Origin of the sequence: Flavobacterium sp. (assembly GCF_044341185.1) — a bacterium.
GTDB lineage: Bacteria > Bacteroidota > Bacteroidia > Flavobacteriales > Flavobacteriaceae > Flavobacterium.
This window is the reverse complement of sequence record NZ_JBIISE010000016.1, coordinates 1-23,081: the sequence shown is the minus strand read 5'-3', so window position 1 is coordinate 23,081 and position 23,081 is coordinate 1. Positions and strand designations below refer to the sequence as shown.

The 23,081-nt window shown below is 33.8% G+C and carries 18 protein-coding genes; 2 read left to right on the top strand and 16 right to left on the bottom strand.

Features of this window, described 5'->3' with window-relative positions:
- From ACIQZ1_RS04975 to ACIQZ1_RS04940, 8 genes are all read right to left on the bottom strand, one after another.
- On the bottom strand, positions 1–2,889 hold the full coding sequence (locus tag ACIQZ1_RS04975; protein WP_396159630.1) for a glycoside hydrolase family 3 N-terminal domain-containing protein: 2,889 nt from the start codon (positions 2,887–2,889) through the stop codon (positions 1–3).
- Between the two features lie 70 nt (positions 2,890–2,959).
- A complete protein-coding gene (locus ACIQZ1_RS04970; protein WP_396159628.1) occupies positions 2,960–3,442 on the bottom strand; it encodes an ABC transporter ATPase in 483 nt (160 codons plus the stop codon).
- Between the two features lie 5 nt (positions 3,443–3,447).
- Positions 3,448–4,239, bottom strand: coding sequence for a (Fe-S)-binding protein (locus tag ACIQZ1_RS04965; RefSeq protein WP_396159625.1), 792 nt, complete (start codon positions 4,237–4,239; stop codon positions 3,448–3,450).
- A gap of 50 nt (positions 4,240–4,289) precedes the next feature.
- Complete coding sequence (locus tag ACIQZ1_RS04960; RefSeq protein ID WP_396159660.1) at positions 4,290–4,736, bottom strand: HAD family acid phosphatase; 447 nt, start codon at positions 4,734–4,736, stop codon at positions 4,290–4,292.
- Positions 4,737–4,792: 56 nt separating this feature from the next.
- On the bottom strand, positions 4,793–6,130 hold the full coding sequence (locus ACIQZ1_RS04955) for a 4Fe-4S dicluster domain-containing protein (protein ID WP_396159623.1): 1,338 nt from the start codon (positions 6,128–6,130) through the stop codon (positions 4,793–4,795).
- A gap of 4 nt (positions 6,131–6,134) precedes the next feature.
- A complete protein-coding gene (locus ACIQZ1_RS04950) occupies positions 6,135–7,103 on the bottom strand; it encodes an MlaD family protein (protein WP_396159620.1) in 969 nt (322 codons plus the stop codon).
- Positions 7,104–7,203: 100 nt separating this feature from the next.
- On the bottom strand, positions 7,204–8,334 hold the full coding sequence (locus ACIQZ1_RS04945; RefSeq protein WP_396159618.1) for an N-acetylmuramoyl-L-alanine amidase: 1,131 nt from the start codon (positions 8,332–8,334) through the stop codon (positions 7,204–7,206).
- Between the two features lie 4 nt (positions 8,335–8,338).
- The gene (locus tag ACIQZ1_RS04940; RefSeq protein ID WP_396159616.1) at positions 8,339–9,427 is read right to left on the bottom strand and encodes an N-acetylmuramoyl-L-alanine amidase; all 1,089 of its coding nucleotides are present in this window, start codon (positions 9,425–9,427) and stop codon (positions 8,339–8,341) included.
- A 131-nt stretch (positions 9,428–9,558) separates the two neighbouring features.
- Here ACIQZ1_RS04940 and ACIQZ1_RS04935 point away from each other — a divergent pair, with 131 nt between their 5' ends.
- A complete protein-coding gene (locus ACIQZ1_RS04935; protein WP_396159614.1) occupies positions 9,559–12,177 on the top strand; it encodes a putative LPS assembly protein LptD in 2,619 nt (872 codons plus the stop codon).
- Between the two features lie 32 nt (positions 12,178–12,209).
- On the top strand, positions 12,210–12,590 hold the full coding sequence (locus ACIQZ1_RS04930) for a RidA family protein (protein ID WP_396159612.1): 381 nt from the start codon (positions 12,210–12,212) through the stop codon (positions 12,588–12,590).
- A gap of 11 nt (positions 12,591–12,601) precedes the next feature.
- Here ACIQZ1_RS04930 and ACIQZ1_RS04925 read toward each other — a convergent pair whose 3' ends face one another.
- From ACIQZ1_RS04925 to ACIQZ1_RS04890, 8 genes are all read right to left on the bottom strand, one after another.
- Complete coding sequence (locus ACIQZ1_RS04925; RefSeq protein WP_396159610.1) at positions 12,602–14,122, bottom strand: hypothetical protein; 1,521 nt, start codon at positions 14,120–14,122, stop codon at positions 12,602–12,604.
- Positions 14,122–15,249, bottom strand: coding sequence for a hypothetical protein (locus ACIQZ1_RS04920; RefSeq protein WP_396159608.1), 1,128 nt, complete (start codon positions 15,247–15,249; stop codon positions 14,122–14,124). Before ACIQZ1_RS04920 ends, ACIQZ1_RS04925 begins: the two co-directional genes overlap by 1 nt.
- A 2-nt stretch (positions 15,250–15,251) precedes the next feature.
- Positions 15,252–16,181, bottom strand: a complete 930-nt coding sequence (locus tag ACIQZ1_RS04915) for a fibrinogen-like YCDxxxxGGGW domain-containing protein (protein ID WP_396159606.1) — start codon at positions 16,179–16,181, stop codon at positions 15,252–15,254.
- Complete coding sequence (locus tag ACIQZ1_RS04910; RefSeq protein ID WP_396159604.1) at positions 16,171–17,148, bottom strand: tail fiber domain-containing protein; 978 nt, start codon at positions 17,146–17,148, stop codon at positions 16,171–16,173. The genes ACIQZ1_RS04915 and ACIQZ1_RS04910 overlap by 11 nt, the downstream gene beginning before the upstream one ends.
- Before the next feature lie 2 nt (positions 17,149–17,150).
- Positions 17,151–18,965, bottom strand: a complete 1,815-nt coding sequence (locus ACIQZ1_RS04905; protein ID WP_396159602.1) for a tail fiber domain-containing protein — start codon at positions 18,963–18,965, stop codon at positions 17,151–17,153.
- Position 18,966: 1 nt separating this feature from the next.
- Positions 18,967–20,427, bottom strand: coding sequence for a PA14 domain-containing protein (locus ACIQZ1_RS04900; protein ID WP_396159600.1), 1,461 nt, complete (start codon positions 20,425–20,427; stop codon positions 18,967–18,969).
- A gap of 7 nt (positions 20,428–20,434) precedes the next feature.
- Entirely contained in the window at positions 20,435–21,079 is a 645-nt protein-coding gene (locus tag ACIQZ1_RS04895; RefSeq protein WP_396159597.1) for a hypothetical protein, read from the bottom strand.
- Between the two features lie 11 nt (positions 21,080–21,090).
- On the bottom strand, positions 21,091–23,081 hold a 1,991-nt coding region (locus ACIQZ1_RS04890), incomplete at its 5' end, for a beta strand repeat-containing protein (RefSeq protein WP_396159595.1).

Below are 23,081 nucleotides of genomic sequence, written 5' to 3'. Positions count from 1 at the left end.
TTAATCCGTTATCGATTCGTAAATTACTTTTTGTATGTTTTCTCTAATATTTAATTTTGAAAGTTTATTAATATTTCCATCCGGATAACTCCTATTTGATAGAAAGATATAAATTAAGTCTTTTTCAGGATCTGCCCAAACCATAGTTCCAGTAAAACCCGTATGTCCAAAACTTGCTTTTGAAGTACATCCACAAGTAGGACCTTCGCCACTTATTTGAGGTTTGTCAAAACCAGCACCTCGCCTATTTCCAGTTGCACAAAAGTAACAGGTATTAAATGCTTCAAATGTATCCTTTGAAAAATAAGTATGGCCACCATAAGTCCCTTTTTGTAAATACATTTGCATAATTTTAGCAACATCTAACGAATTAGAAAACAAACCTGCATGTCCACCAACTCCGCCTTGCATAGCGGCAGCCATATCATGCACATAACCCTGAATGGTGTCGTATCGATAATAGGAATCAATTTCTGAAGGCATAATGGTTGCTAATTCAAATTTATCTAATGGATTGTATGAAGTATAATTTGCACCCAACATTTTATAAAAATTATCATCTGAAAGTTTATCCAAGCTTTTATGATGAAATTTCTCTAAATATTCTTTAAATAAAATAAAAGCATAATCACTGTATTTATATTGTTTTGAAGGCAATAACGGTGCTTCTTTTATGATATTTATAATCGTATCCGTATAATCTTTTCTTAAATATAAATTAGTTGAAACTTGTAATGGAAAGTTATCAGAAGGTGTAGTTTGATAATATTTTTGACTTGGTTTTTTTAATGAATCTAATGTTTTTATATAAAAAGGCGTCCAAGCTGGTAATTTAGCTTGATGCGTTAACATGTCTAAAACCGTAATATCTGCTTTGTTAGAATTCTTAAAATTTGGAAGTAATTGCGATAATGTACTGTTGAATGAAAGATTCCCTTTTTCGTAATCCTTCATTAAATTTGGAAGCGTACTTAATATTTTAGTAAGCGAAGCCAAATCATACAAATCGGTATTTTTTACTAGCTGAACAGTATCGTAAGTAGGCGATCCAAACGCTTTTCTGTACACCACTTTTCCTTTACGAGCCACCAATATTTGCATTCCTGGCGCTACTTTATTTTTAATAGCTGAAGTAGCAATTTCATCAATTTTAGCCAAAATCTCCGAATTCATATTCACTTGTTCTGGATAAGCAAAGCTTAAACGATTAAGATTTTTAGTTTTCAACCCATCCGATTCACAAAAGTTTTTCTTAATGGAAACAGGCAAAACACCTTTCGCTTCTTTGGCACCAAATAAAATTTCTGCAGCTACAAGTTGAGAAAATGAATTGTTTTGATACGCTTCAATTAATCCTTCTGTTTCATCAAAAGTAGGAATACGTAATAACGAATAGGGTTTTGTGAAAAAAGTAACAATGGTCTTGCTATGTTTTGAAATTTTATCAATCCAATTGATTTCGTTAAACGTCATTTCGTTTTTCTTCCAAATCCCTTCTGGTTTGTGATAGCCTACAATAACTTTAGAATACCCATCAATTTCCACTAAAAGTGAATCTAAATTTTTAGTCGTAATTACATCAATTTGGGCGTATTCTTTTAGTTTTTCTATATATGTTATGGCATCGCCGTCACCAATTTTCACATAAGCTATTTTCTCTTTATCAAGTCTTTTGATTGGAATAATATCGTCTTCATTTTTTAGAACAGTAACAGCACTTTCAAACATTTCTAAATTTAATGCTTTGTATTCTTTCTTATTTAAATCGGCATATAAATTTTGAAATTCTATGGGACAATAATTATTTAATCCAGCTTTGTATTTATACTTTAATATTTTCTTTACAGAATGTGCCAATCTTTCTTCTGTAAATAAACTATCTGCAAACGCTTGTTTGAATTTTTCAATCGCAACAGGAACATTTTCTGCAAATAACAATACATCATTACCCGCTAAAAAAGCAGCTACATCTATATCGCCAGGTTGTTTGAAATTACTGGCACCTTTCATATTTAAAGCATCTGTAAAAATTAATCCTTCAAATTTTAATTGGTTTTTTAAAATATCCGTCACCACTTTTTCAGATAACGAAGAAGGAAAATTTTCACGCGGTTCGATACTTGGCACGTTTAAATGCGCCACCATCACACTGGCTAATCCATTTTTAATTAGTTCTTTGTACGGATATAATTCTACCTCTTCTATTCTATCTCTTGAAAAATCTACGGTAGGTAAAGCATGATGAGAATCTGTAGAAGTATCGCCATGTCCTGGAAAATGTTTAGCTGTGGCAAAAACACCATAAGATTGCAACCCGCGCATGTAAGCCACTGCTTTTGCTGCCACATTTTCTTTGGTCTCACCAAAAGAACGATTTCCGATAATTGGATTTTTAGGATTGGTATTAATATCCACAACGGGACCAAAAGTAAAATGAATACCCAAGCGTTTCGATTGATCTGCCATTTGCATACCCATTCTTTCAAGTAACAAATTATCTTTAATCGCGCCCAAAGTCATGTTCCATGGATACGTGTGTGTAGAATCTATTCGCATACTCAAACCCCATTCTGCGTCAATACCAATAAGCATTGGGATTTTCGATTTTTCTTGAAAACGATTGGTTAATTTTGCTTGACGATTTGGACCTCCTTGAAAAAATATCAATCCACCCACTTTATATTTGGTAATCAATTTATCTAAATCTTGTGCGTGGGCTTCGTTTTTATTAGAGTAGGCTGCAATCATAAACAATTGCCCTACTTTTTCTTCAAAAGAAAGTGAATTATAAGTGCTATCCACCCAAACTTGTTGGGATTGCGTGTTCATTTTATTTTGCGCAAAACCTAAAGTGGTGAGAAATAAAGTGATGTATATATAGTACTTCATGAAATGTAAATAAATAAAAAAACCATCAAAATTTCAAATTTCTGATGATTTTCAAAGTTAGTTATTTTTTTTAGAAAAATCTACTATGCCAACTTTCTTCGGCAGGAACTTCCCAAAATTCTTCAAATTCACCTTTTGTATTTATTAAATTATTAAAAACAATAGTTTTTGAAGTAACGGCTTTTTCCTTTGCCATTTTTTTGAAATCGATAAGCGTTTTATGTGCAATGTGTTCTCCCATTTTGTAGGTAACATTCATTTTATCAAGCAATTCTATTTGAAATTCTTGTTCTAATTGTTGAATAAAATGCACAGAAGCATCTATAGAACAACCTGTGGCGTTTTGCACTTCTTGATTCACTGCAAAAATAATAAATCGGTTATATTTTAAAAGAAAGGAAGCTTCTAAACTTGTGCCGTGTGCTGCCCAGTTTTCAACAAATTCTTGACATTTAGAAGTTATAGCAGTTACTTCATCGTCAGCTAATTTTCTGTTCGATTGGTAAATCCAAATTTTAGAATCTTCTGGTAAATTTTCGAATGGTGTGTACATGGTTTTTATAAATCTTGCGCATTTGCAATTAATTCTGCAATATCCAATACCTGAACAGAGCCTTCTTTTTCTTTATTTTTGATACCATCCGTTAGCATGGTGTTACAAAATGGACAACCAGCAGCAATAATTTCAGGTTGCGTTTCTAAAGCATCTTCTGTTCTTTCGATGTTGATGTCTTTAATGCCTTTTTCTGGTTCTTTAAACATTTGAGCACCACCAGCACCACAACATAATCCGTTAGCGCGAGAACGTTTCATTTCAACTAGCTCCGCATCTAATTTAGTAATTAAATCTCTTGGGGCTTCGTAAAGATTATTAGCACGACCTAAATAACAAGGGTCGTGAAACGTAATGCGTTTTCCTTTAAATTGTCCGCCTTCAATAGTTAGTCGTCCTGAATCTAATAATGATTTTAAAAATTCTGTATGATGTACTACTTCGTATTTACCACCTAATTCTGGATACTCATTTTTAATGGTATTGAAACAATGTGGACATGCGGTAACTATTTTTTTTACTTCATAGGCATTCATGACTTCTATGTTCATCATGGCTTGCATTTGAAATAAAAATTCATTTCCAGCACGTTTTGCAGGATCGCCAGTACAACTTTCTTCTGTACCTAAAACCGCAAAAGGAACGTTGGCTTTGTTTAAAATCTTAACAAACGCTTTAGTTATTTTTTTGGCTCTATCATCAAAACTTCCCGAGCAGCCTACCCAAAATAAAACTTCAGGAGTTTGCCCTTGTGCCATCATCTCGGCCATTGTAGGAACAACTAAATTTTCAGACATACTATTTATGGTTTAAGGTATTTTCTATCAAAATTATTATTTTAAATAAATTAGTTACTCAATTCATCATCAAAAACTTGGATCGTTACATCTTTTTCAATTAAATCTGTAAACTTTCCATTGTATCGAGTTGCTTTTACTAAATGATTATCAATCCAGTGGTAATTTCCTCCACGAGGTTTTCCCATTACCATTCCGTGATATTTAAATCCATGTTGTTGTAACCAAGTTTCTGTAACGGCTCTATGCTCTTCGGTACGAGACGTGAAAAAGAAAATAACATGTCCTTCATCATACCATTTATTTAGTGTTTCTAAGGCATCTGGATAAACATTTGCTGTTGCCATTCTTTCTGGCTCTTCGTTAGGAATATCATCACAAACGGTTCCATCAATATCTATAAGATAATTTTTAATTCCTTCAGGTAAAACGGGACTTAAATGCTCACCATTTACTTTTAATTCTTGTAATTTCCCGTCAATTTCTTCTTTTTTCATGCTCATTTTGTAGTTGTCGTTGTTGTATTTTTTATTGATATTGTAATTGGTATTCACTACGCTTCGTTTCTCCAGTTTAGTCTATCTTGCTGGTTGTATTGCCATGGTGCACCGTTATTTTCAATGTTTGTCATTACGGCATTTAATTCCATTGGTGCGGCACTTTGTTCCATCACTAAATAACGTCTCATATCCATAATAATAGATAGTGGACTAATATTGATTGGACATTCTTCTACACAAGCGTTACAAGACGTACATGCCCAAAGTTCTTCTGGCGTAATGTAGTCATTTAACAACGATTTGTTATCTGGAACAAAAACACCATTATTAGCATCAATGTTTTTTCCAACTTCTTCTAATCTGTCACGCGTATCCATCATGATTTTACGTGGTGATAATTTTTTACCGGTAGTATTCGCAGGACATGAAGATGTACAACGCCCACATTCTGTACAAGTGTAAGCATTTAACAATTGCACCCAATTTAAATCTTGAACATCTGAAGCACCAAATTTTGCAGGAACTTCATCTGGATTAGCAGGAACAGCAAACGGATCGGCATTTGGATCCATCATTAATTTTACCTCATTTGTAACACTTTCTAAGTTATCAAATTTTCCTTTTGCATTTAAATCGGCAAAATAAGTATTAGGAAACGCTAATAAAATATGTAAATGTTTAGAAAAATATAAATAATTTAAGAAAGCTAGTACCATTAAAAAATGTCCCCACCATCCTACTCGCTCTAAAATATGTAAGGCACTTTCACTTATTCCGCCGAAAATAGCGGGTCCTAAATGTTGAGAAATGGCAAAATTAAAAGAACCTGTTCCTTCATAATGAGATTTTCCTAATGAATATAAAACTTCATCAGTTCCATTCATCGTAAAAATACAAGCTACTAAAACAATTTCCATTATTAGTATTAAGTTGGCGTCTTTAGTTGGCCAACCTAACATTTCGGCTTTATTGAAACGTGGTAATTTTAATAAATTTCTTCTAGATAAAAAGGCCAAAGTAGCCACTAAAGCTAATAAAGAAAGGATTTCTATGAAACTAATTAAAAACGTATAAAATCCACCTAAACCTGTTTTAAAAAAACGGTGTGTTCCGAATAGTCCGTCTACAATAATTTCTAATAACTCAATTTGAGTGATAATAAATGCAGCATATAAGGTAAAATGCAGTAAAGCAGGAATAGGTCTGGTAAACATTTTTTTTTGTCCCAACGCTATTAATGCCATATTTTTCCATCTTGATGAAGCATTATCAGTTCGGTTTACTTTCTGTCCTAATTTAATATTTCGTATTATTTTTTTTACATTTTTTGCAAAAAAGCCAACACCTATAAAAAGAGTAACTGCAAAAATAATATTTGATAAAAAACTCATAAATTTAGTTTTTAGGTTGTTCTATATTTTGTTCTGCCACAGGAGCTACATAGGGTTTGTTTTTCTTACCGAAAACACTCACATTTACATAACGAGTTGGATTTAAACGTAAATCTTGCAAAAGTAATTCCAGTTCTTTTGATGTTTTTGTTAGGTTGGTATACATCAAATCATCATTTAATAATTTGCCCATTGAACCTTTACCTTGTTCTAAATTAGCCATAATCCCATTAACATTGGTTAACGTAGCTTCTAGTTTTTTGACTGTTGCAGCTAGATTGGCCTTTTCTAAAGAAGTGGTCATAGAATTTAAATTACTAGATGATTTTTCAAAATTAGATAAAGTTGTATTTAGTTTTGATTTATTTTCTGATAAAATTTCATTTGCATTTTTAGAAATTTTGCTAAATTCTGACATTGTTAATTCTAAAGAAGCAATTGAAGCTTTTAATTTTTGTTGCGTTGAAGCATCTAAAGTAGCATTTAAATTTTCGATTAATTTATTTGCATTTTCTAATAAAACTTCTACTTTATCTTTTACAGGACCGATTTGATTGGCAAGTTCATCTGTTAAACCTAATTTATTAGATGTTTTAAGTTTATCACCAGATTGAACATAATTGGTATCTGAAAAGTTATTTATAATTGCGATTTCTCTTCCACCAATTAATCCAGAATCCATAATTTGAGCTATGCTAGATTTGGCAATATTAATTTGTTCGTTCGTAATTACTAACTCTACTTTCATTTTACCATCAGGCATCATTTCAATAGTATTTACTTTTCCTATATTTAATCCATTTATGGTCACAGGTGCTGCAACAACTAAACCCGCCACATTATCATAAACCGCATATAATTTAGTGCTCGAATCAAATAAATTTTTACCTTTTAGAAACGCAAAACCCCAGTAAAACAATACTATTGATAAAATAACTAAAACAGCAACTTTAATTTCTTTTGTGATTTTCATATGGGCTAAATATACTTTTACTTTAGATTTGGTGATTGCTTTTACACAAAACAACAATTAAAATTTGTTTTGCGTTATAAAGACACAAAAATAACATTATTTATTTGATTGCCTCGCTTAATTTAATTTTTTTACCATTTTTTATAGGCACAATAAATGAAGAAGTATACCCTTTTGCTTTCGCTTCTTCTAGCAATTGTTTTGCCTTTGAATACGATGTCGTATTTCCATAAAAATATTTATAAATAGTAGTTCCTTTTTCAACGGAAATGCTATTTAATCCTTTAAAGTTTTTTGGTAACGTTTCTAAATTTTTAGCACTTGCCGAAATTTGAATTTTGAAAGTAACACCATCTACAGCTGTTTTATTTTCTGAAGTTTGCTTCGAATCTACTTTCTTTGGATCTACCTTTTTTGGATCTTCTTTTTTAACTGTTGCCTTTTTGGATTCTTCTTTCTTAACTGTAGTACCCGTTTCGGTCTTAAAAAAATCATCTCGATATTCTAAAATAGCTTTAGAGATAGCTCCCGCTAATTTATTTTGTCCGTCTTCTGAATTTAAAAAAGCGCCCTCTGGTTTGTTGGATACAAATCCCATTTCAATAAGAATACGAGGCATAATTATTTTTCGTAAAACTAAAAATCCGGCTTGTTTTACTCCCCTATTTTTACTTGTCGTAAATTTTGTAAACGCTTGTTGCACTTTTCCAGCAATATCTATACTTTGCTGAATATTTTCTTCTTGCATGATTGAAATTCCCATTACGGATTCTGGAGATTTTGGATCAAAACCATCATATTTTATTTTATAATCGCTTTCTAAAGTAACAACGGCATTTTCTTTTTTGGCTACTTCCAAATTGGCTGCATTTCGGGTAACCCCCATAACATAGGTTTCATTTCCTGATGCTTCCTGATTGTCATTTGCATTGCAATGCATAGAAACAAATAAATGTCCTTTTGAACGATTAGCAATATTGGCTCGTTCGTTTAATTCAATGAAAACATCTGTTTTTCTGGTATAAATTACTTCTATATTTGATTCTTTAGATAAAATTTCTCCAACTTTAAGAACCGTATTAAGTGAAATCTTCTTTTCTATATTACCATGATAGGTAGCACCATAGTCTTTACCTCCATGTCCTGCATCTAAAACTACTTTGAATTTTTTAGTTTGCGCATGAAATGATACAGAAAACAAGCATAATAAAAGTACTATCGATTTTTTCATAAGTTTAATTTGGTGCAACAATAAAAGCAGATGCAAATCCTTTTTGTTTGGCTTCAGCTAGAAATTTTTTACAAGATTCTAAACTTCCTTGACCATAAAAATATTTGTATCCTCCATTAACTTCAATCATGGTTACATTTGCTAAACCATTAAAGTTTTCCGGCGTCAAATCAAGTTTCTTTGTACTATAACTAATTTGTACTTTATAGGCTAACTCAGCTGGTATAAATGGTTCTGGAGCTGCGTCAACTACTTTAGATGTAGCTACAACAGTTTCCACAATAGGGAATTCTTCAACAATTACTGGTTCTTTAATTTGTAATACATTTGTAGGTGTATTTGTGCCTCTTACATTATTTTTATATTCAATTATTGAGCGTGCAATAATTTGAGAGTAATTTGATTTACCTTCTTCCGATTTCATATATTTAGATTCTTCTAAATTACTTAAAAAACCTAATTCTATTAAAACACCTGGCATCACAGTAGCATCTAAAACCCAAAGCGGTTGTTGGTGCATACCTAAGTCTTTTCTTTGCAAAGAATTTTTAAAATAACTTTGTACCGTACTTGCAAAATTAATACTTTGCATCAACGTTTCTTCTTGCATAATACGAAGTCCTATTTGTGTATTCGGATTATTTGGATCAAAACCTTCATATTTTTCTTTGAAATTATCTTCCAAAGAAATTACCGCATTTTCCGCTTTTGCAATTTCAAAATTCATCCCTGCACGAGACAATCCCATAACCAAAGTCATTGCGCCATATGGTTTTGGAGATACTGAAGAATTACAATGTACGGAAACAAATAAATCGGCCTCAAAATCATTAGCAATTTTAGCTCTATCTCTTAAAGGAATAAAAACATCTGTAGATCGGGTATATTTTATATTAAAATCAGGATAAGCTTCTAAAATTTTACCAATTCTTAAAACTACATCTAAAGCAATTAATTTTTCAATACAACCGTTTTTTGCTGCACCGGGATCTTTACCACCATGTCCAGCATCTAAAACTACTTTAAATTTCTTCTCTTGCGCAATTGTAAAGACAGATAAACAAATAAATATAGCTACTAGTATTTTTTTCATATGTGATTAATTAATTTCAGTTGTTTCAAATACGTTATAATTTTATTAAATAATTAATTTTAACAAAAAATATACGTAAGTTTGACCCTTCAAAAACCGAACCATTTTTTACAAAAATAGTATTTATAGATTTGAGTACAAAGATTAATCATATCGTTTTTTTATTTTTTTTTCTAATTGTAAGCAATTTAGAAATTTACAGTCAAAACACCTCACCAAAAGACAGTGTGCAACTGAATGTAAATGAAATAGTTGCATCAAAAAAAACAGTTAAAAAAGATACCACAAAAAAACCATTATTAGAAGGCATAGTAAATCGTAAAGCAAAAGATTATGAACGACTAGATCAAAGAAAAAAAAGGTTAACATTGTATAACGAAGCAGAATTACATTATCAAGATTTTATTCTAAAATCAGGTATTATTGTTCTAGACTACGAAAAAAACGAAGTATATGCTGGTAGATTAAAAGATAGTGCTGGTGTGTATTCTCAATTTCCTTATTTTAAACAAGGTGAAAATATTATTGAACCCGATTCCATTCGATTTAATACAAAAACTGGAAAAGCACAAATTTGGAACACTCGAAGCAAACAAGGTGAAATGTTTCTAAGATCTGAAGTTTCAAAAAGAGAAAATGATTCGGTTATTTTTTTTAAAAATGCCCGTTTTACTACTTCTGAAAATAAAGATAATCCAGAGTACTATTTCTTAGCTTACAAAGCAAAATTAGTACCAAAAAAGAAATTTGTAACCGGTTTAACCCACATGTACATTGCAGATGTACCCACTCCTATTGGTGTTCCGTTTTCATTTTTTCCAATGACAAATAAAAACACTTCTGGAGTAATTATGCCAGCACCCGGACAAAATAATGATAGGGGTTATTTTTTACAAAATGGTGGATATTATTTTGCATTGAGTGATTATTATGACTTAGCACTTTTAGGAGATTATTACACCAATGGTAGTTATGCACTTCGTTCAGAAACATCCTATGCAAAAAAATACAAATTTAGCGGAAACTTTCAAGTTAGGTATGAGAATCAGGTTTTAGGAGAAAAAGGTTTCCCGGGATACGCCAGAACTAACCAATACAATATTCAGTGGTCGCACAGTCAAGATGCAAAAGCTTCAGCAAATTCTAGATTTTCGTCTTCAGTAAATTTTGGAAGTAGTAAATATTTTCGTCAATCTATAAATTTAGTAAATGTAGGTTCTAATTTAAATAACACATTGAGCTCTTCTATAAGTTATTCTAAAACGGTTCCAATTGTTCCATTGGTAAATTTTTCTGTAGCCGTAACGCACAATCAAAATACCAATACTGAAATTGTAAATTTAACGCTACCTTCTTTTAATGCGAGTGTAGACAGGATTTTTCCATTTGCAAAACAAGATGGAATAAAAAAAGGAATTTTTCAGAATATTAATTTTCAATATGGATTAAAAGGAGATAATAGAATTTCTACAAAAGAAGAATTTCTATTTAAATCTCAAATGTTTGATACAGCAATAGCAGGTTTAGGACATACCATTCCAATTTCTACAAATTTTAAAATTTTTAAACATTTTAGTGTAACAGCTGGAACAGCATTTGCAGAAAATTGGGTGTTTAATACTAATGAAAAAATATTTAATACCACCACTAATAAAGTTGAAACCGTTAGAAAAAACGGTTTTGATTCGTATCGAACTTATAATTTTTCTACAAGTATTGGAACCACTATTTATGGAACATATACGTTTAAAGAAACTAATAAAATTCAAGCGCTTAGACATTTAATTCGCCCCAGTATTTCATATGGTTATACTCCAAGTTTTGAACGATATTATGATTATTATACCGACAATCAAGGCAACTATATCAGTTATAGTAGATTTGAAAATACTTTATTTGGTGCTCCAGGTTTAGGGGTTTCAAATTCAATTGGTATTGGAATTTCCAATTCGTTAGAAGCAAAAGTACTAGATGCTGCAAGTAAAAAAGGAGCAACTAAGAAAGTGTCATTATTAAATCAATTTAATTTTTCTACAAGTTATAATTTGACTGCTGAAGAATTTAAATTAGAGCCCATTAATTTTATTGGAGGAACTACTTTATTTGATAATAAATTAGGTGTTAATTTTGGTGCCCGATTTGACCCATATGATTTAGATAGTAATAACCAAAGAATTAATGAATTTAGCATAAATAATGGTAATGGTTTAGCGAGAATGACGAGTTCTAATATTACTTTAAATTATTCTGTAAGCAGTAATGAGTTTGGTGGGAAAAAAGAATCAAAACAAACAGTTCAAAATGGAGGTCGTAAAGATGATTTGTTTGGTGCAGCAGTTGATTTAAGCAATCAAGATGAAAGTTTATTTAAAAAGGATGAAACAAAAAATCAGCAATCTGAACTGTATAATTACAAATTTCCTTGGGATTTACAAATAGCTTATTCTTTAACGTATAGCAATAATGTAAGTCAGAGGGAAATAACAACAAATTCCGTAATGGTATCTGGAAATATTGATATGGCAGTAAAATGGAAAATGGGATTTTCATCTGGATATGATTTTGCACAAAAAGGAATTTCATTTACGCAACTTAGATTTGAAAGAGATTTAGAAAGCTGGCGAATGAGTTTTAGCATTGTGCCTATTGGTGTCTATCAATCGTGGAATTTCTTTATCGGAATAAAATCTTCTATGTTAAGTGATATTAAATGGGATAAAAGAAATTTACCTGATCCAAGATTAAGATAAATGGATATAAGTATAAAGTATAAATAGAAAAAATGAAAAAAATAATATTTACAGAAAAAGCTCCTGCACCAATCGGACCCTATAATCAAGCGATTTTGGTTGGAAATATGCTATATACATCAGGTCAAATTGCAATTAATCCGTTAACTAATGAATTGGTTTTAGATAATATTGAAACTGAAACTAAACAAGTAATGGAAAACTTAAAAGCGGTTTTAGAAGCTACTGAAATGACTTTTGAAAACGTAATAAAAGTATCTATTTTTATTAGTGATATGAATAACTTTTCAAAAATAAATGCTATTTACGGAGCTTATTTCAATGAAGCAACCGCACCAGCAAGAGAAACCGTTCAGGTGGCAGGTTTACCAAAAAATGTGAATGTTGAAATTTCTGCAATTGCAGTTAGATAATAATTTACTTATTATATTAATCGTTCTATTGAAATGAAGTTATTAATATAAGAAGGCATTATTATTAATGTTACGCGGTACATTCTACTGTTGTCTGCATCTGTTAGATGGTAAACAATAGTATCTCCTGATGAAATAAACCCCCAACCGAATGGGGAGCCACTTGGAGTCGTTGTATAAGTTACAGGGGAATCTGTTCTACTTCCATAAATAACATTGTTACCATTATTGTATCTACCCTCAACATAAAGATTTACAGTTCCAGATACCGTTGCAATAGAAAGTCCTCTTTGGCCAGATGTTGTAACAGAAAATTTTAAATTATCAAACGTAAGAAATGTTCCTGCGGTTACTCTACCTGTAAGTTTGGTGGATACATTTCCACTAGGATCACCAATATTTAATTTTCCTGTAATATTTACGTTACCACTTGGATCAATTCTTAATCGCTCAGAACCACCAGTTCGCATCACTATATTATTGCTCATATCTGGAACTGTGGAGTAACCACTTATATCAATAGAACTTTGTGTTATTACATTTGTACCTCCTCCTGCTGATAACCTTAAAAACCCATCATCTTGTCCATCAATTTGAGAAGCTCCGCCTCCCACACCTCTAATCTCATAATTTCCAATCGAAGTAGTATTTAAAGCTGGTCTTGTTGAAGCGTTTCCTAAACCAGAGGCTAATTTCACCCCACCACCAGCAATATTTAATTTTGAAGTTGGAGAACTTGTTCCTATACCTACATTACCTAAAGTATTGTTTACATTATTTCCAGATATTACCCAAGGATTCACAATAGCTGACGAACCAATTTGCTGAATTGTTGCCCAAGTACTTGAATAACTACTGTTAGCATTAGGAGGATAAGCAGTAACACCGCCATTTACTGACAGAACTCTCAAATAAACTGTCGTATTAGTAGATGGAGTAAAATAAACAACAGCTTTATCTTGTGGGGCATCTGTATAGGACGTTCCTGCTTTCATAATCACACCTATACTACCTCCTGAAAGCAATGTATTGGTATTATCTACCCATCCATAGTAAGCATAACCTCCTGATGTACCTCCTAAAGCTGCCTCTAGTCTATAGGTTTTGTTTGCAATTAAATTAAATCCGCCACTATTTAAAACGATTCCCGCTCCAGATGATATATTAAAACTGATATTTCCAGCCGAAGATAAACTTTGATTAGCCGACAAAGATGCTTGGATATAATCAACAGATTGATCAGGTGATGCTACCGTTGCAATAGTAGACCAACTACTGCCATTCCAATAATAATAACCTGCTTGTAACCCAGCTGACCCCACATTATACACTAACAACCCAGTGGCAGGAGAAGGAATAGTTGCAGCATCTGTTACATTCGTTAAAGTTACACGTGGCGGTAAAAATCCCTTGTTTGTGGCATTAACTTCTAATTTTGCAGATGCATGTGGCGTCGTGGTACCAATACCTGTTTGAGCAAAGATACTTACAGAAAAAAATAAATATAATACTATGTTTAAAATATATTTCATTAAATGATTTTTTCAATTGAAATCATGTTGTTAATGTAACTAGAACCAACCATTAATGTAATTCGATAAAAACGAAAATTAGTGGTGTCACGTAAATAATAAACTGCAACGTCTCCATTTTGTGCAAAACTCCAAGTAGTTCCGATGTGCGCAAAATTAGATCCTACATTTTGGGTTATATCCGAAAAATAAGTGAAGGAGCCACTATATGTTGCATATGCTGAAACCATTGCAGTAAATCCAGCTCCTGTTGTTTTTATTTGTAAACTTCTTGATGAGCCATTTGGTGCCATTTGTACTTGAATATCTCCTAAAATAACAGGTACAGATTCGTTTACAAATTGGGCAATTTTATCTGATTGTATAGGTTGATTTCCTGAAATAACTTGAATATTGAACCAAGGATACGAACCTGTACTTAAAAAATCTAAGTTTCCACCTAATTGATTGGTATTAAAGGTTTGCATTATTCTATATGAAACCACTGTTTGTACAGAGGTTGTAATTACAGCATCACTTATACCACCCGTTGCCCCATATCCTGCTGTGCTTGCACCAGAATAAGAAGCCGAACTACTACCTATATAAGCACCGGTAGTTTCGTTATACCATCCAAATTGTGGGCGTGCATCGGAGGCTGAGGTTTGAAAAGTTGGAACTTGAGCTTGTAATCGATAAGTTCTACCAGCTGCTAATGTAATTTGGCCTGTGCTCGTATTTAATGAAATATCTTGTCCGGCACTTTGGTCTACTTGAGTAAAAGCTACAAGTCCATTTGTACTTAATCCTGTTGTTTGAGCTGTTGTTCGAGAACCTCTTACATACGATGAACTCACTCCTGATCCTGTTGCTGTGGCAATTGTAGCCCAACTAGAACCATTCCAATAATAATAACCAGCAACCAAATTTGGATTCGATCCTGTATTATATACTAATAAACCAGTTGCAGGAGAAGGTATAGTTGAATTGTCAGTTCTACTAGTTAATGTAATACGAGGGGGCAAAAGCCCTTTATTTGTGGAGCTAATATCTAGCTTTGCTGAAGCTTCGGGCGTAGTGGTGCCTATTCCGGTTTGAGCCTTGCCCACAATACCTATAAATAAAAGTACTATATACGCTTTTTTCATAATTATCTGATCCAAATTTGATGAAAAGTATTGTGTTGATAACCACTTCCTCCGTATGCTGGATAATCATCCATTTCCCAACGGTAATCTTGTCCTCTAATTCCCCAATGATACGTAGCGCCTAACCAAAAAGGAAAATTAGTCATCGCATAGTTGACTTGGTCACCAAAGAAACTAGCGGCACTATTTGGCAAATATGCAGTATGTCCTGCTAAAGCTGTAAAACTTCCATTAACACCTGTCATACTTCCATATCCTGTTTTAAAGTAAGAAATTGTATTAGCATGAGTTGTTTTGTAATGAATTATTCTTCCATGTCCTGAAGTTGCCCCATAAAATCGTAATTCGGTAAATGGAAATGCATTTAAAAATGACGGCGCCGTATGTCCCCATGTCGTAGCTGAACCTGATTCATCAGTTCCCAATACAGTTGAGCCTAATAACGGTAAACTATTTGTTTTTACCCAAAGCCCTGGATTAGTTCCTGATTTATGTAAATAATTTAAAACTAAAGTCCATCCACCACCATCAGTCGTCATATCACAATAGCAAGAGGTTGATGGTAAAGCACCCGCTCCATCGGGATCAATAGTATATTGTCCTGAAGGTGACATTGGATAATATGTTAAAATTTCTTTACAAGTTTTTAAACTCGTTATTGCAGGTCCTGGCATCCATTTTCCATTTCCAATTAATTGAAGTTTTCCTGTTCCAACAAAATCAATTTTACCACTATAGAAAATAGTTCCTGTAGGTACGTTTATTGTATGTCCGTTTTGTATAGTTACACCATTTGCAACTTGGGTTGGTGATGCCCATGCAGAAGTTAAATTGAAATTTGTAGGCGCAGCAGTTGTGGTAACCGTCTGAGAAAACAAAGAAGGTATTTTAAAAAATAGTATGCAAATACAAAATAGTATTTTATTTTTCATTTCCTTTTTTTTCAGTTAACGCTTTAACTTTTTGTTGTAATTGTTCAATTTGTTGTTGTTGTTCCTTAATCGCTTCAACTAACAAGGCAACCACTTTATCGTATTGAACCGATTTAAATCCTTCTGTGCTATTTTCAGTTTGCACCACCTCAGGAATAACTTTTTCGACTTCTTGTGCAATAAATCCTAATGAACGCTTTTCGCTAAAAGTTCGACTTGGAAATTCTTTAGTTTTCCAATCAAAAGTAACCCCACGTAATTGCATTACTTTTTGTAAGGGATTTTCAATAGGAATAATATTAGTTTTAAAACGTGCGTCGGAGGAACCCGCAATCGAATTGGCAATGATATCGCCTGCTACTTGCAATCGAACACTAGGTGCAATATTTCCAATTCCCATATTTCCATTTTCTAAAATTGCAATACCATTAGATTCACCTAACGAATTAAAAATACGAAATCTTGCATTGGTAGAATTTGTTCCATATTGATCGATCATCCAATCTGCGGTACTTCCATTAACTGATTTTCTTAGAGTTATTTGACCACCTTCATTTGCAATAGCGGCTGGGTTAATTGTTATTTCTCCATTTACTGAACCCGTAGCATTTCCTACAGTTAAGGTTGAAGATGGTGTTGAGGTCCCAATTCCTACTAATCCTGAAGAATTAATTCGAAATCGTTCTAAACTATTGGTGTTGATACTAAAAGCTCCTGTAGCACTCTGATTTGATATGGTTAAATCAACTGAATTTGCTGAAGGATATCCAAACCAACCAAAACGCGTTACTGTTCCTTGAGGGTACCATTCCATATAAGCATGATCAGAACCTTCTAATCTTAAAATAGAACCATTAGATTTTACATGCAATTTTGATGCTGGCGAAGTAGTACCAATACCTGTTTGGGCAGTAACTTTACCTCCCAAAAACACAAATATCAAACAAAAGTATAGAGAATTTCGCATGGCTATTTATTATTTATTAACTTTTTTATTAATTCCTCTAAATCAGTAACTCTCTTTTCAATAGAATCTTTTTCTTGTTTTAATTGTTGGATTTGTTGCATTTGGTTATTGATAATTTCGTCTTGTTCTTGTATGGCTTTAACCAAAATGGGTGTTATTCTTCCATAATCAACACCTTGGATTTTCATTTTGCCATTCTCATCTTCGGCATCTTTTGTTCCACTTACCGCGTAAGGTAAAATCTCTTGTAATTCATGTGCCATTACGCCATGCATTCGGGAACTGTTTGTTTTCCAGGCAAAGTCGTAGGTTTTAATTTTTTTCACAAGGTCAAGTCCACTATAATTTTTTAAATCTGTTTTTAAACGATAATCAGAACTCGTATTATAACTTATTCCTGTACCACTATTTGCAGCTCCTATCCAACCAAGTGCATTTCCTTGTTTTTGAAAATACACAAACTCATGCCAGTTAGCGCCCCAGTTTTGATCGGTATTGGCGTTTAAAATAAACATTCCATTGTTATCACTTGTTGTACTTTCTATATAAACAGAATTTTGATCTGCTGTTTGAACATGTAATTTTCTTGTGGGTGAAGCTGTTCCTATACCCACTCTACTATCATTATCAATGGTTAAAATGGGGTTATTCAAACTCGTAAAATTCCAATTGGGGATAATTTTAAATTTATCTCCATCGCTATTATCCATTCCCATAGAATATCCCCGAACTCCAAAAATATCGAATGATAAATAAGGACTTCCGCCGCCACTCCCAGTTGTACGAACTGATAGCATTGAGTTTGCTGAAGTAGATGCCGAGTTCGTGTTGTAAAGATAGATACTTGGTAATGTGTTAGAAGCAGGATCTGTTGCACCCGTAGTATTCCCGTTTTGAATATGAAACGTAGCAGATGGATTGGAAGTCCCTATACCTATTTTCCCATCGGCATTGATTCTAAAACGCTCCGTTCCAGCAGTTCTCATCACAATATTACTTCCCATATCAGCGACGTTAGAATATCCACTTAAATCAATTGACGCTTGGGTATTTGAATTGGTTCCACCACCTGCTGATAATCGTAAAAATCCATCATCAGCTCCATCTCCCTGTGTAGAACCACCACCTGCACCTACACCTCTAATTTCATAATTTCCTATCGTGCTCATATTCAAGCCAGGTCTTGACGTGCTATTGCCAAATCCTGAGAAAATTTTTATCCCTCCGCCATTTAAATTAAGTTTGGCAGTGGGAATGGCAGTTCCAAATCCTATATTTCCATTTTCTAAAATGGCGATTCCATTTGTTTCACTTGCCCCATTAAATATTCTAAAACGAGCATTTGAAGATGTTGTTCCATACTGATCAATTGTCCAATCTACTGTACTCCCTTCTAAGGATCTTTTAAATACAATTTGACCTCCTTCATATTGTGTGGTAGTGGGGTTTAAAAGTAATTCGCCACCTATTGTTCCTGCCGCATTCCCCACGGTTAAAGTTGTAGATGGTGAGGTGTTACCTATGCCTACTAAACCACCATTAGGATTTAAAACTAAATTAAAATTAGTTCCATAACCCAAACGAGAACGAGATTGCAACCAAGAATACGTGCTGGAATTACTCAATCCAAAATCCAAAACATGACTTCCTGTAGTACCACTTAATCTCAAATTTCCATTGGATGCAGTTCCTGAAGTAGCGGCATCTGCTGTTGTGGTTTCTACTTGTAATTTATTCACTGGCGTAGTAGTGCCAACACCTGTTTGCGCATTTAATTGAAAACAAAAAAATAATAGAAGTAAATATATTTTTCTCATATTAACGAATATAAATTTCAACTCGCGCCGAACGGTTAATACCTGTAACATTTTGACAACAGGAAATTTGATCTCCAGCAGAATAATTAATACCCGTGGTGAAAACCCCCGACATTCCTATTCCTCCAGAAACGTCATTTGAACCTTCTATTCCATTAGGATACAATCCTCCTCCATTTTCATTCCATCCAAAGCCCCAACGAACATTTGAACCATTGCCTCCTGTATAATTAAATCCATAAAAACGAACATCTACTTGGGAAGAGAAAGTCAATCCCTTTCCAGCAAAATTATTCGCATCTCCATAAAAGAATTTGGGAGCTGAATTAAAAAAATTAATTGTAGTACTACGAATGCCATTATTAAAGTTATTTTGCAACCAACACCAATTTCCATAACTTCCATTCGTATTCACACTTCCACCTGTTGTACTTCCTGCATAATTCCATGGAATATCAGGCCATAATGCCATAATGTCTTTAGCATAAAAATAATTCATTGTATCAAATTTAGCATCACCATTATTTCTGTTGGTTTGGGCAGTATTTAAAGTGGTTACAGTTGTCCAATGCGAACTAGAATAACTAAATGTAGTGCCTGTAGTAGCTTTCATTGCCATCATCCAACCGCCTCCATCAACTGCATTGCTCAACAAACAAAATACTTGAGTAGGCCCTACAGAAGGTAAATTAATCCAATACGTTCCATCAGTAAAATTATTAAAAGCCGTCTGAATATATTTTGCATTAGGTGCTGCCTTGGCTGCTGTACTTCCATCCATAAAGGGAACAGAAACCAATTCTTGCAAATTTTGGGTCCAAGATTGGAAATAGGTATTCGCAGGAAGTACACTTGAATAGGATGATGGAGCATTATTTTGTGATGGCGATTTCCAATACATTTTAAATCCAAAACCGCCACCTCCTTGTTGCAAACGGGTAATAAAGGAATAGCGTGCTCCGGCTGTCAAATATAAAGTACCTGTTCGTGTTCCTAAAGGTTGAAGAGCTTGTCCACTATAGGTTGAAATCACAGAGCTTCCTTCAAAATATAAATCACTAGCATCATCAGAGGATAATGTAAATGTATACCATCCTGTTTCTAATGGAATAAAAGTTCCTTGTATTCGGATTCCAAAGTACATACCTCCATTAGGTACGTTTATGCCAAGACTACTCAATTCAGAGGTGCTTTGCCAATCTAATAGCTTAGCCGAATTTGTAGTTCCTGTTTGTACTAAAGTCGTATTACTATTTGAACTGTTGAATATGGCATTCATTTCAGTAATATTAGTAGGTACTAAAGGGTATTGAGAGGTATTACCATTTCCAGAATGGGTGTTGTATACCCAATAATCCAATTGAACAGTAGGTTGCATGTGAACGGGTTGGTATGAAGCCATAATTTGCGCATGACTTCCCAAATTAATTATAGAAAAAATAAAAATAATTACTTTTTTCATATACTATCTAATTTGACATATCTCCCGAAGAAACAAATACTCCCGCTGCTACACTTACGAGACTCATAATTGCATGTTGTCCCGCTGTTTTATTAAAATTATATCGATTATTAATGGTAGAACCTGAGGCAGACAAGGTTATTTGACCCGTTCCTCTTTGTACAATCAAACAGTTAAACCCAGATGTTAATGCAGGTACGGTAATCGTAATCGCACTATTACTGGTACAACTTATAATTTTTCCATTATCCGTTGCTGTTAATGTGTATGTAGTTCCAGACTGCGTATTTACTTCTGCTCCAAAATTAGTTAATGTAGTAGTTGTTCCATTTCCAGAAATACTACTGGTAGTAATAGTACTCAAAACAGCCACCCAAGCCGATCCATTCCAATAATAATATCCTGGTGCCACATTATTAGGAGGGGTTCCTGTTGTAGCAGTATTGTAAACAAGAAGGCCTGTAGCAGGAGAAGTCACTGGACTTGCTGCATTTGTAGCCGTTAATGCTATTCTTGGAGGTAAAAAACCTTGATTAGAAGAAGCTACTTCCAACTTAGCCGAAGGGCTTGGCGTAGTAGTACCAATACCTGTTTGGGCATTTCCTGTAAAGAACGCCAAACCAAAAATCAATACTCCTATACCTTTTTTCATTTTATACTTTCTTAGAATAAGCCTCTTAAAATAATCCAATTAGTCCCTGTTGAAATGGCCTTAATCCAGTTATTAGATGGTTCAACACCAATAGATAATGATGTTGCTCCAGTGGTAGTACTATCTGAAATTAAATTTCCAGCTGTTGAGGCAACAGAAACCGAAACACTTGCAATGTTTTTGATAGTAATTTCTCTTCCAGCACCAACTGTTATAGCACTTGGTAATGTTATAGTTTGTCCAGCTGTTGAACCTGAGAATACTATCAAATTATAAGTATCCGATGCGGCCATAGTTGCCGTTGCAGAAATTAAAGATGCACCTCCATTACTGTTGGCAGACCAACTAGCTAAACCATTTGCATCTGAAACTAATACCTTTCCTGTACTTGGTGAGCCACCAGCTATTTTTAATGTTCCAGCAATCTCAGTATTTCCAGACGATGCTGTGATTTTAAATTTATCCGTATTTACAGCAACATCACCAGTTACACCTAAGTTACTTGTTAAAGTAGTAGCTCCTGTAACAGCCAATGTTCCTCCTAGAGTTGTAGCTCCTGATCCAACTGACAAAGTATTCGATCCACTTACGGCCGTGTTGCCATTTAATGTTGTTGTTCCTCCAATAGTAGTATTACCAGTTACACCCAAAGTACTAGACAAAGTTGTTGCTCCTGTAACTCCTAATGTGCCTCCAACGGAAGTATTTGCACTAAAAGTTTTGGCTCCCGCAACTGTTTGCGCTGTTGTTAAATCTACAAAGTTTTGAGTTGTTGATCCTGTTCCACCGTTTGCAATTGCTATTGTTGTCCCATTCCAGGTTCCTGTAGCTATAGTTCCTACACTTGTCAAACTTGAACTTACAACATTAGAAGCTAATGTGGTTCCTGTTAAAGTTCCAGCAGCCGCAGTAACTGTAATATCAGCAGTACCATCAAAATCAACAGTATTAATTTTTCTTGCTGTAGCTAATTTAGTAGCAGTTGCTGCATTCCCTCCAATGTTTAAATTAGCTACTGGTGTAGTAGAGGTCACTACTAAAGGTGCTGTTCCAGTGGCTACGTTTGAAGTTATTTGACTTGCTGTAACACTTCCTGAAGCAGTAATGTTACCTGTATTTGATAGAGTAATATTAGTAGTTGTACCTGCCGATTTATTACCATTATTGATTTTTACACCACCAGTAAATCGGAATGTTGCTGCTCCGTCATTATTGTCTACAATATCACCATCGTCAGATAAAATAATTCCCTGACCCGTTGTTCCTGCAGCATTTACTGTTAAATTTTGGTTCACTACAGTTGACGTTCCTGAAAAAGTTTTTACACCCGCAATGGTTTGATTAGTAGTTAAGTCCACAAAGTTTTTAGTAGCTGAACCTGTTCCTCCATTAGCCTCAGGTAGAATTCCGGTAACTCCAGTTGTTAATGGTAAGCCGGTTGCATTAGTTAAATCAATAGCCGAAGGTGTTCCTAAATTTGGAGTAACTAATGTTGGAGAAGTTGCTCTAACCACATTCCCAGTTCCTGTAGTTGCGATTTCTTCAATTACTCCCGCACCTGTACTCACGCGACCTAATACTTTATCAGTAGCACTGACATTTTGAATTTTTGCGTAGGTAACATTAGCATCGGCTATTTTTGCTGTAGTAACTGCAGCATTTTTTATTTTCGCTGTTTCTACGGCGTTATCAGCTAATTTAGCTGTGGTAACGTTTGCATCAGTAATTTTAGCGGTTGTTACTGCTGTATCAGCTAACATAGCAGTTACTACTTTACCAGTACCAATAGCGGTTACACCAGCATTTGTAATGGTTACATCTCCAGTAGGAGTTACTTGTGTAGCTTCATTTGATGCGTTACCCACATAAATTTTTCCATCGGTTAATGTTGTAATGCTTGATGTAGCTGTATCTACATAATTCTTAGTAGCTGCATCTTGTGCTGAAGCAGGATCTGTAACGTTTGTCAATTTATTTGAACCTAAATCAACATCGGCAGTTG

Excerpts from the sequence above, each read along its gene's own strand:
- ACIQZ1_RS04975 (WP_396159630.1), bottom strand. The coding sequence starts at position 2,889 with ATGAAGTACTATATATACATCACTTTATTTCTCACCACTTTAGGTTTT.
- ACIQZ1_RS04970 (WP_396159628.1), bottom strand. The coding sequence starts at position 3,442 with ATGTACACACCATTCGAAAATTTACCAGAAGATTCTAAAATTTGGATT.
- ACIQZ1_RS04965 (WP_396159625.1), bottom strand. The coding sequence starts at position 4,239 with ATGTCTGAAAATTTAGTTGTTCCTACAATGGCCGAGATGATGGCACAA.
- ACIQZ1_RS04960 (WP_396159660.1), bottom strand. The coding sequence starts at position 4,736 with ATGAAAAAAGAAGAAATTGACGGGAAATTACAAGAATTAAAAGTAAAT.
- ACIQZ1_RS04955 (WP_396159623.1), bottom strand. The coding sequence starts at position 6,130 with ATGAGTTTTTTATCAAATATTATTTTTGCAGTTACTCTTTTTATAGGT.
- ACIQZ1_RS04950 (WP_396159620.1), bottom strand. The coding sequence starts at position 7,103 with ATGAAAATCACAAAAGAAATTAAAGTTGCTGTTTTAGTTATTTTATCA.
- ACIQZ1_RS04945 (WP_396159618.1), bottom strand. The coding sequence starts at position 8,334 with ATGAAAAAATCGATAGTACTTTTATTATGCTTGTTTTCTGTATCATTT.
- ACIQZ1_RS04940 (WP_396159616.1), bottom strand. The coding sequence starts at position 9,427 with ATGAAAAAAATACTAGTAGCTATATTTATTTGTTTATCTGTCTTTACA.
- ACIQZ1_RS04930 (WP_396159612.1), top strand. The coding sequence starts at position 12,210 with ATGAAAAAAATAATATTTACAGAAAAAGCTCCTGCACCAATCGGACCC.
- ACIQZ1_RS04925 (WP_396159610.1), bottom strand. The coding sequence starts at position 14,122 with ATGAAATATATTTTAAACATAGTATTATATTTATTTTTTTCTGTAAGT.
- ACIQZ1_RS04920 (WP_396159608.1), bottom strand. The coding sequence starts at position 15,249 with ATGAAAAAAGCGTATATAGTACTTTTATTTATAGGTATTGTGGGCAAG.
- ACIQZ1_RS04915 (WP_396159606.1), bottom strand. The coding sequence starts at position 16,181 with ATGAAAAATAAAATACTATTTTGTATTTGCATACTATTTTTTAAAATA.
- ACIQZ1_RS04910 (WP_396159604.1), bottom strand. The coding sequence starts at position 17,148 with ATGCGAAATTCTCTATACTTTTGTTTGATATTTGTGTTTTTGGGAGGT.
- ACIQZ1_RS04905 (WP_396159602.1), bottom strand. The coding sequence starts at position 18,965 with ATGAGAAAAATATATTTACTTCTATTATTTTTTTGTTTTCAATTAAAT.
- ACIQZ1_RS04900 (WP_396159600.1), bottom strand. The coding sequence starts at position 20,427 with ATGAAAAAAGTAATTATTTTTATTTTTTCTATAATTAATTTGGGAAGT.
- ACIQZ1_RS04895 (WP_396159597.1), bottom strand. The coding sequence starts at position 21,079 with ATGAAAAAAGGTATAGGAGTATTGATTTTTGGTTTGGCGTTCTTTACA.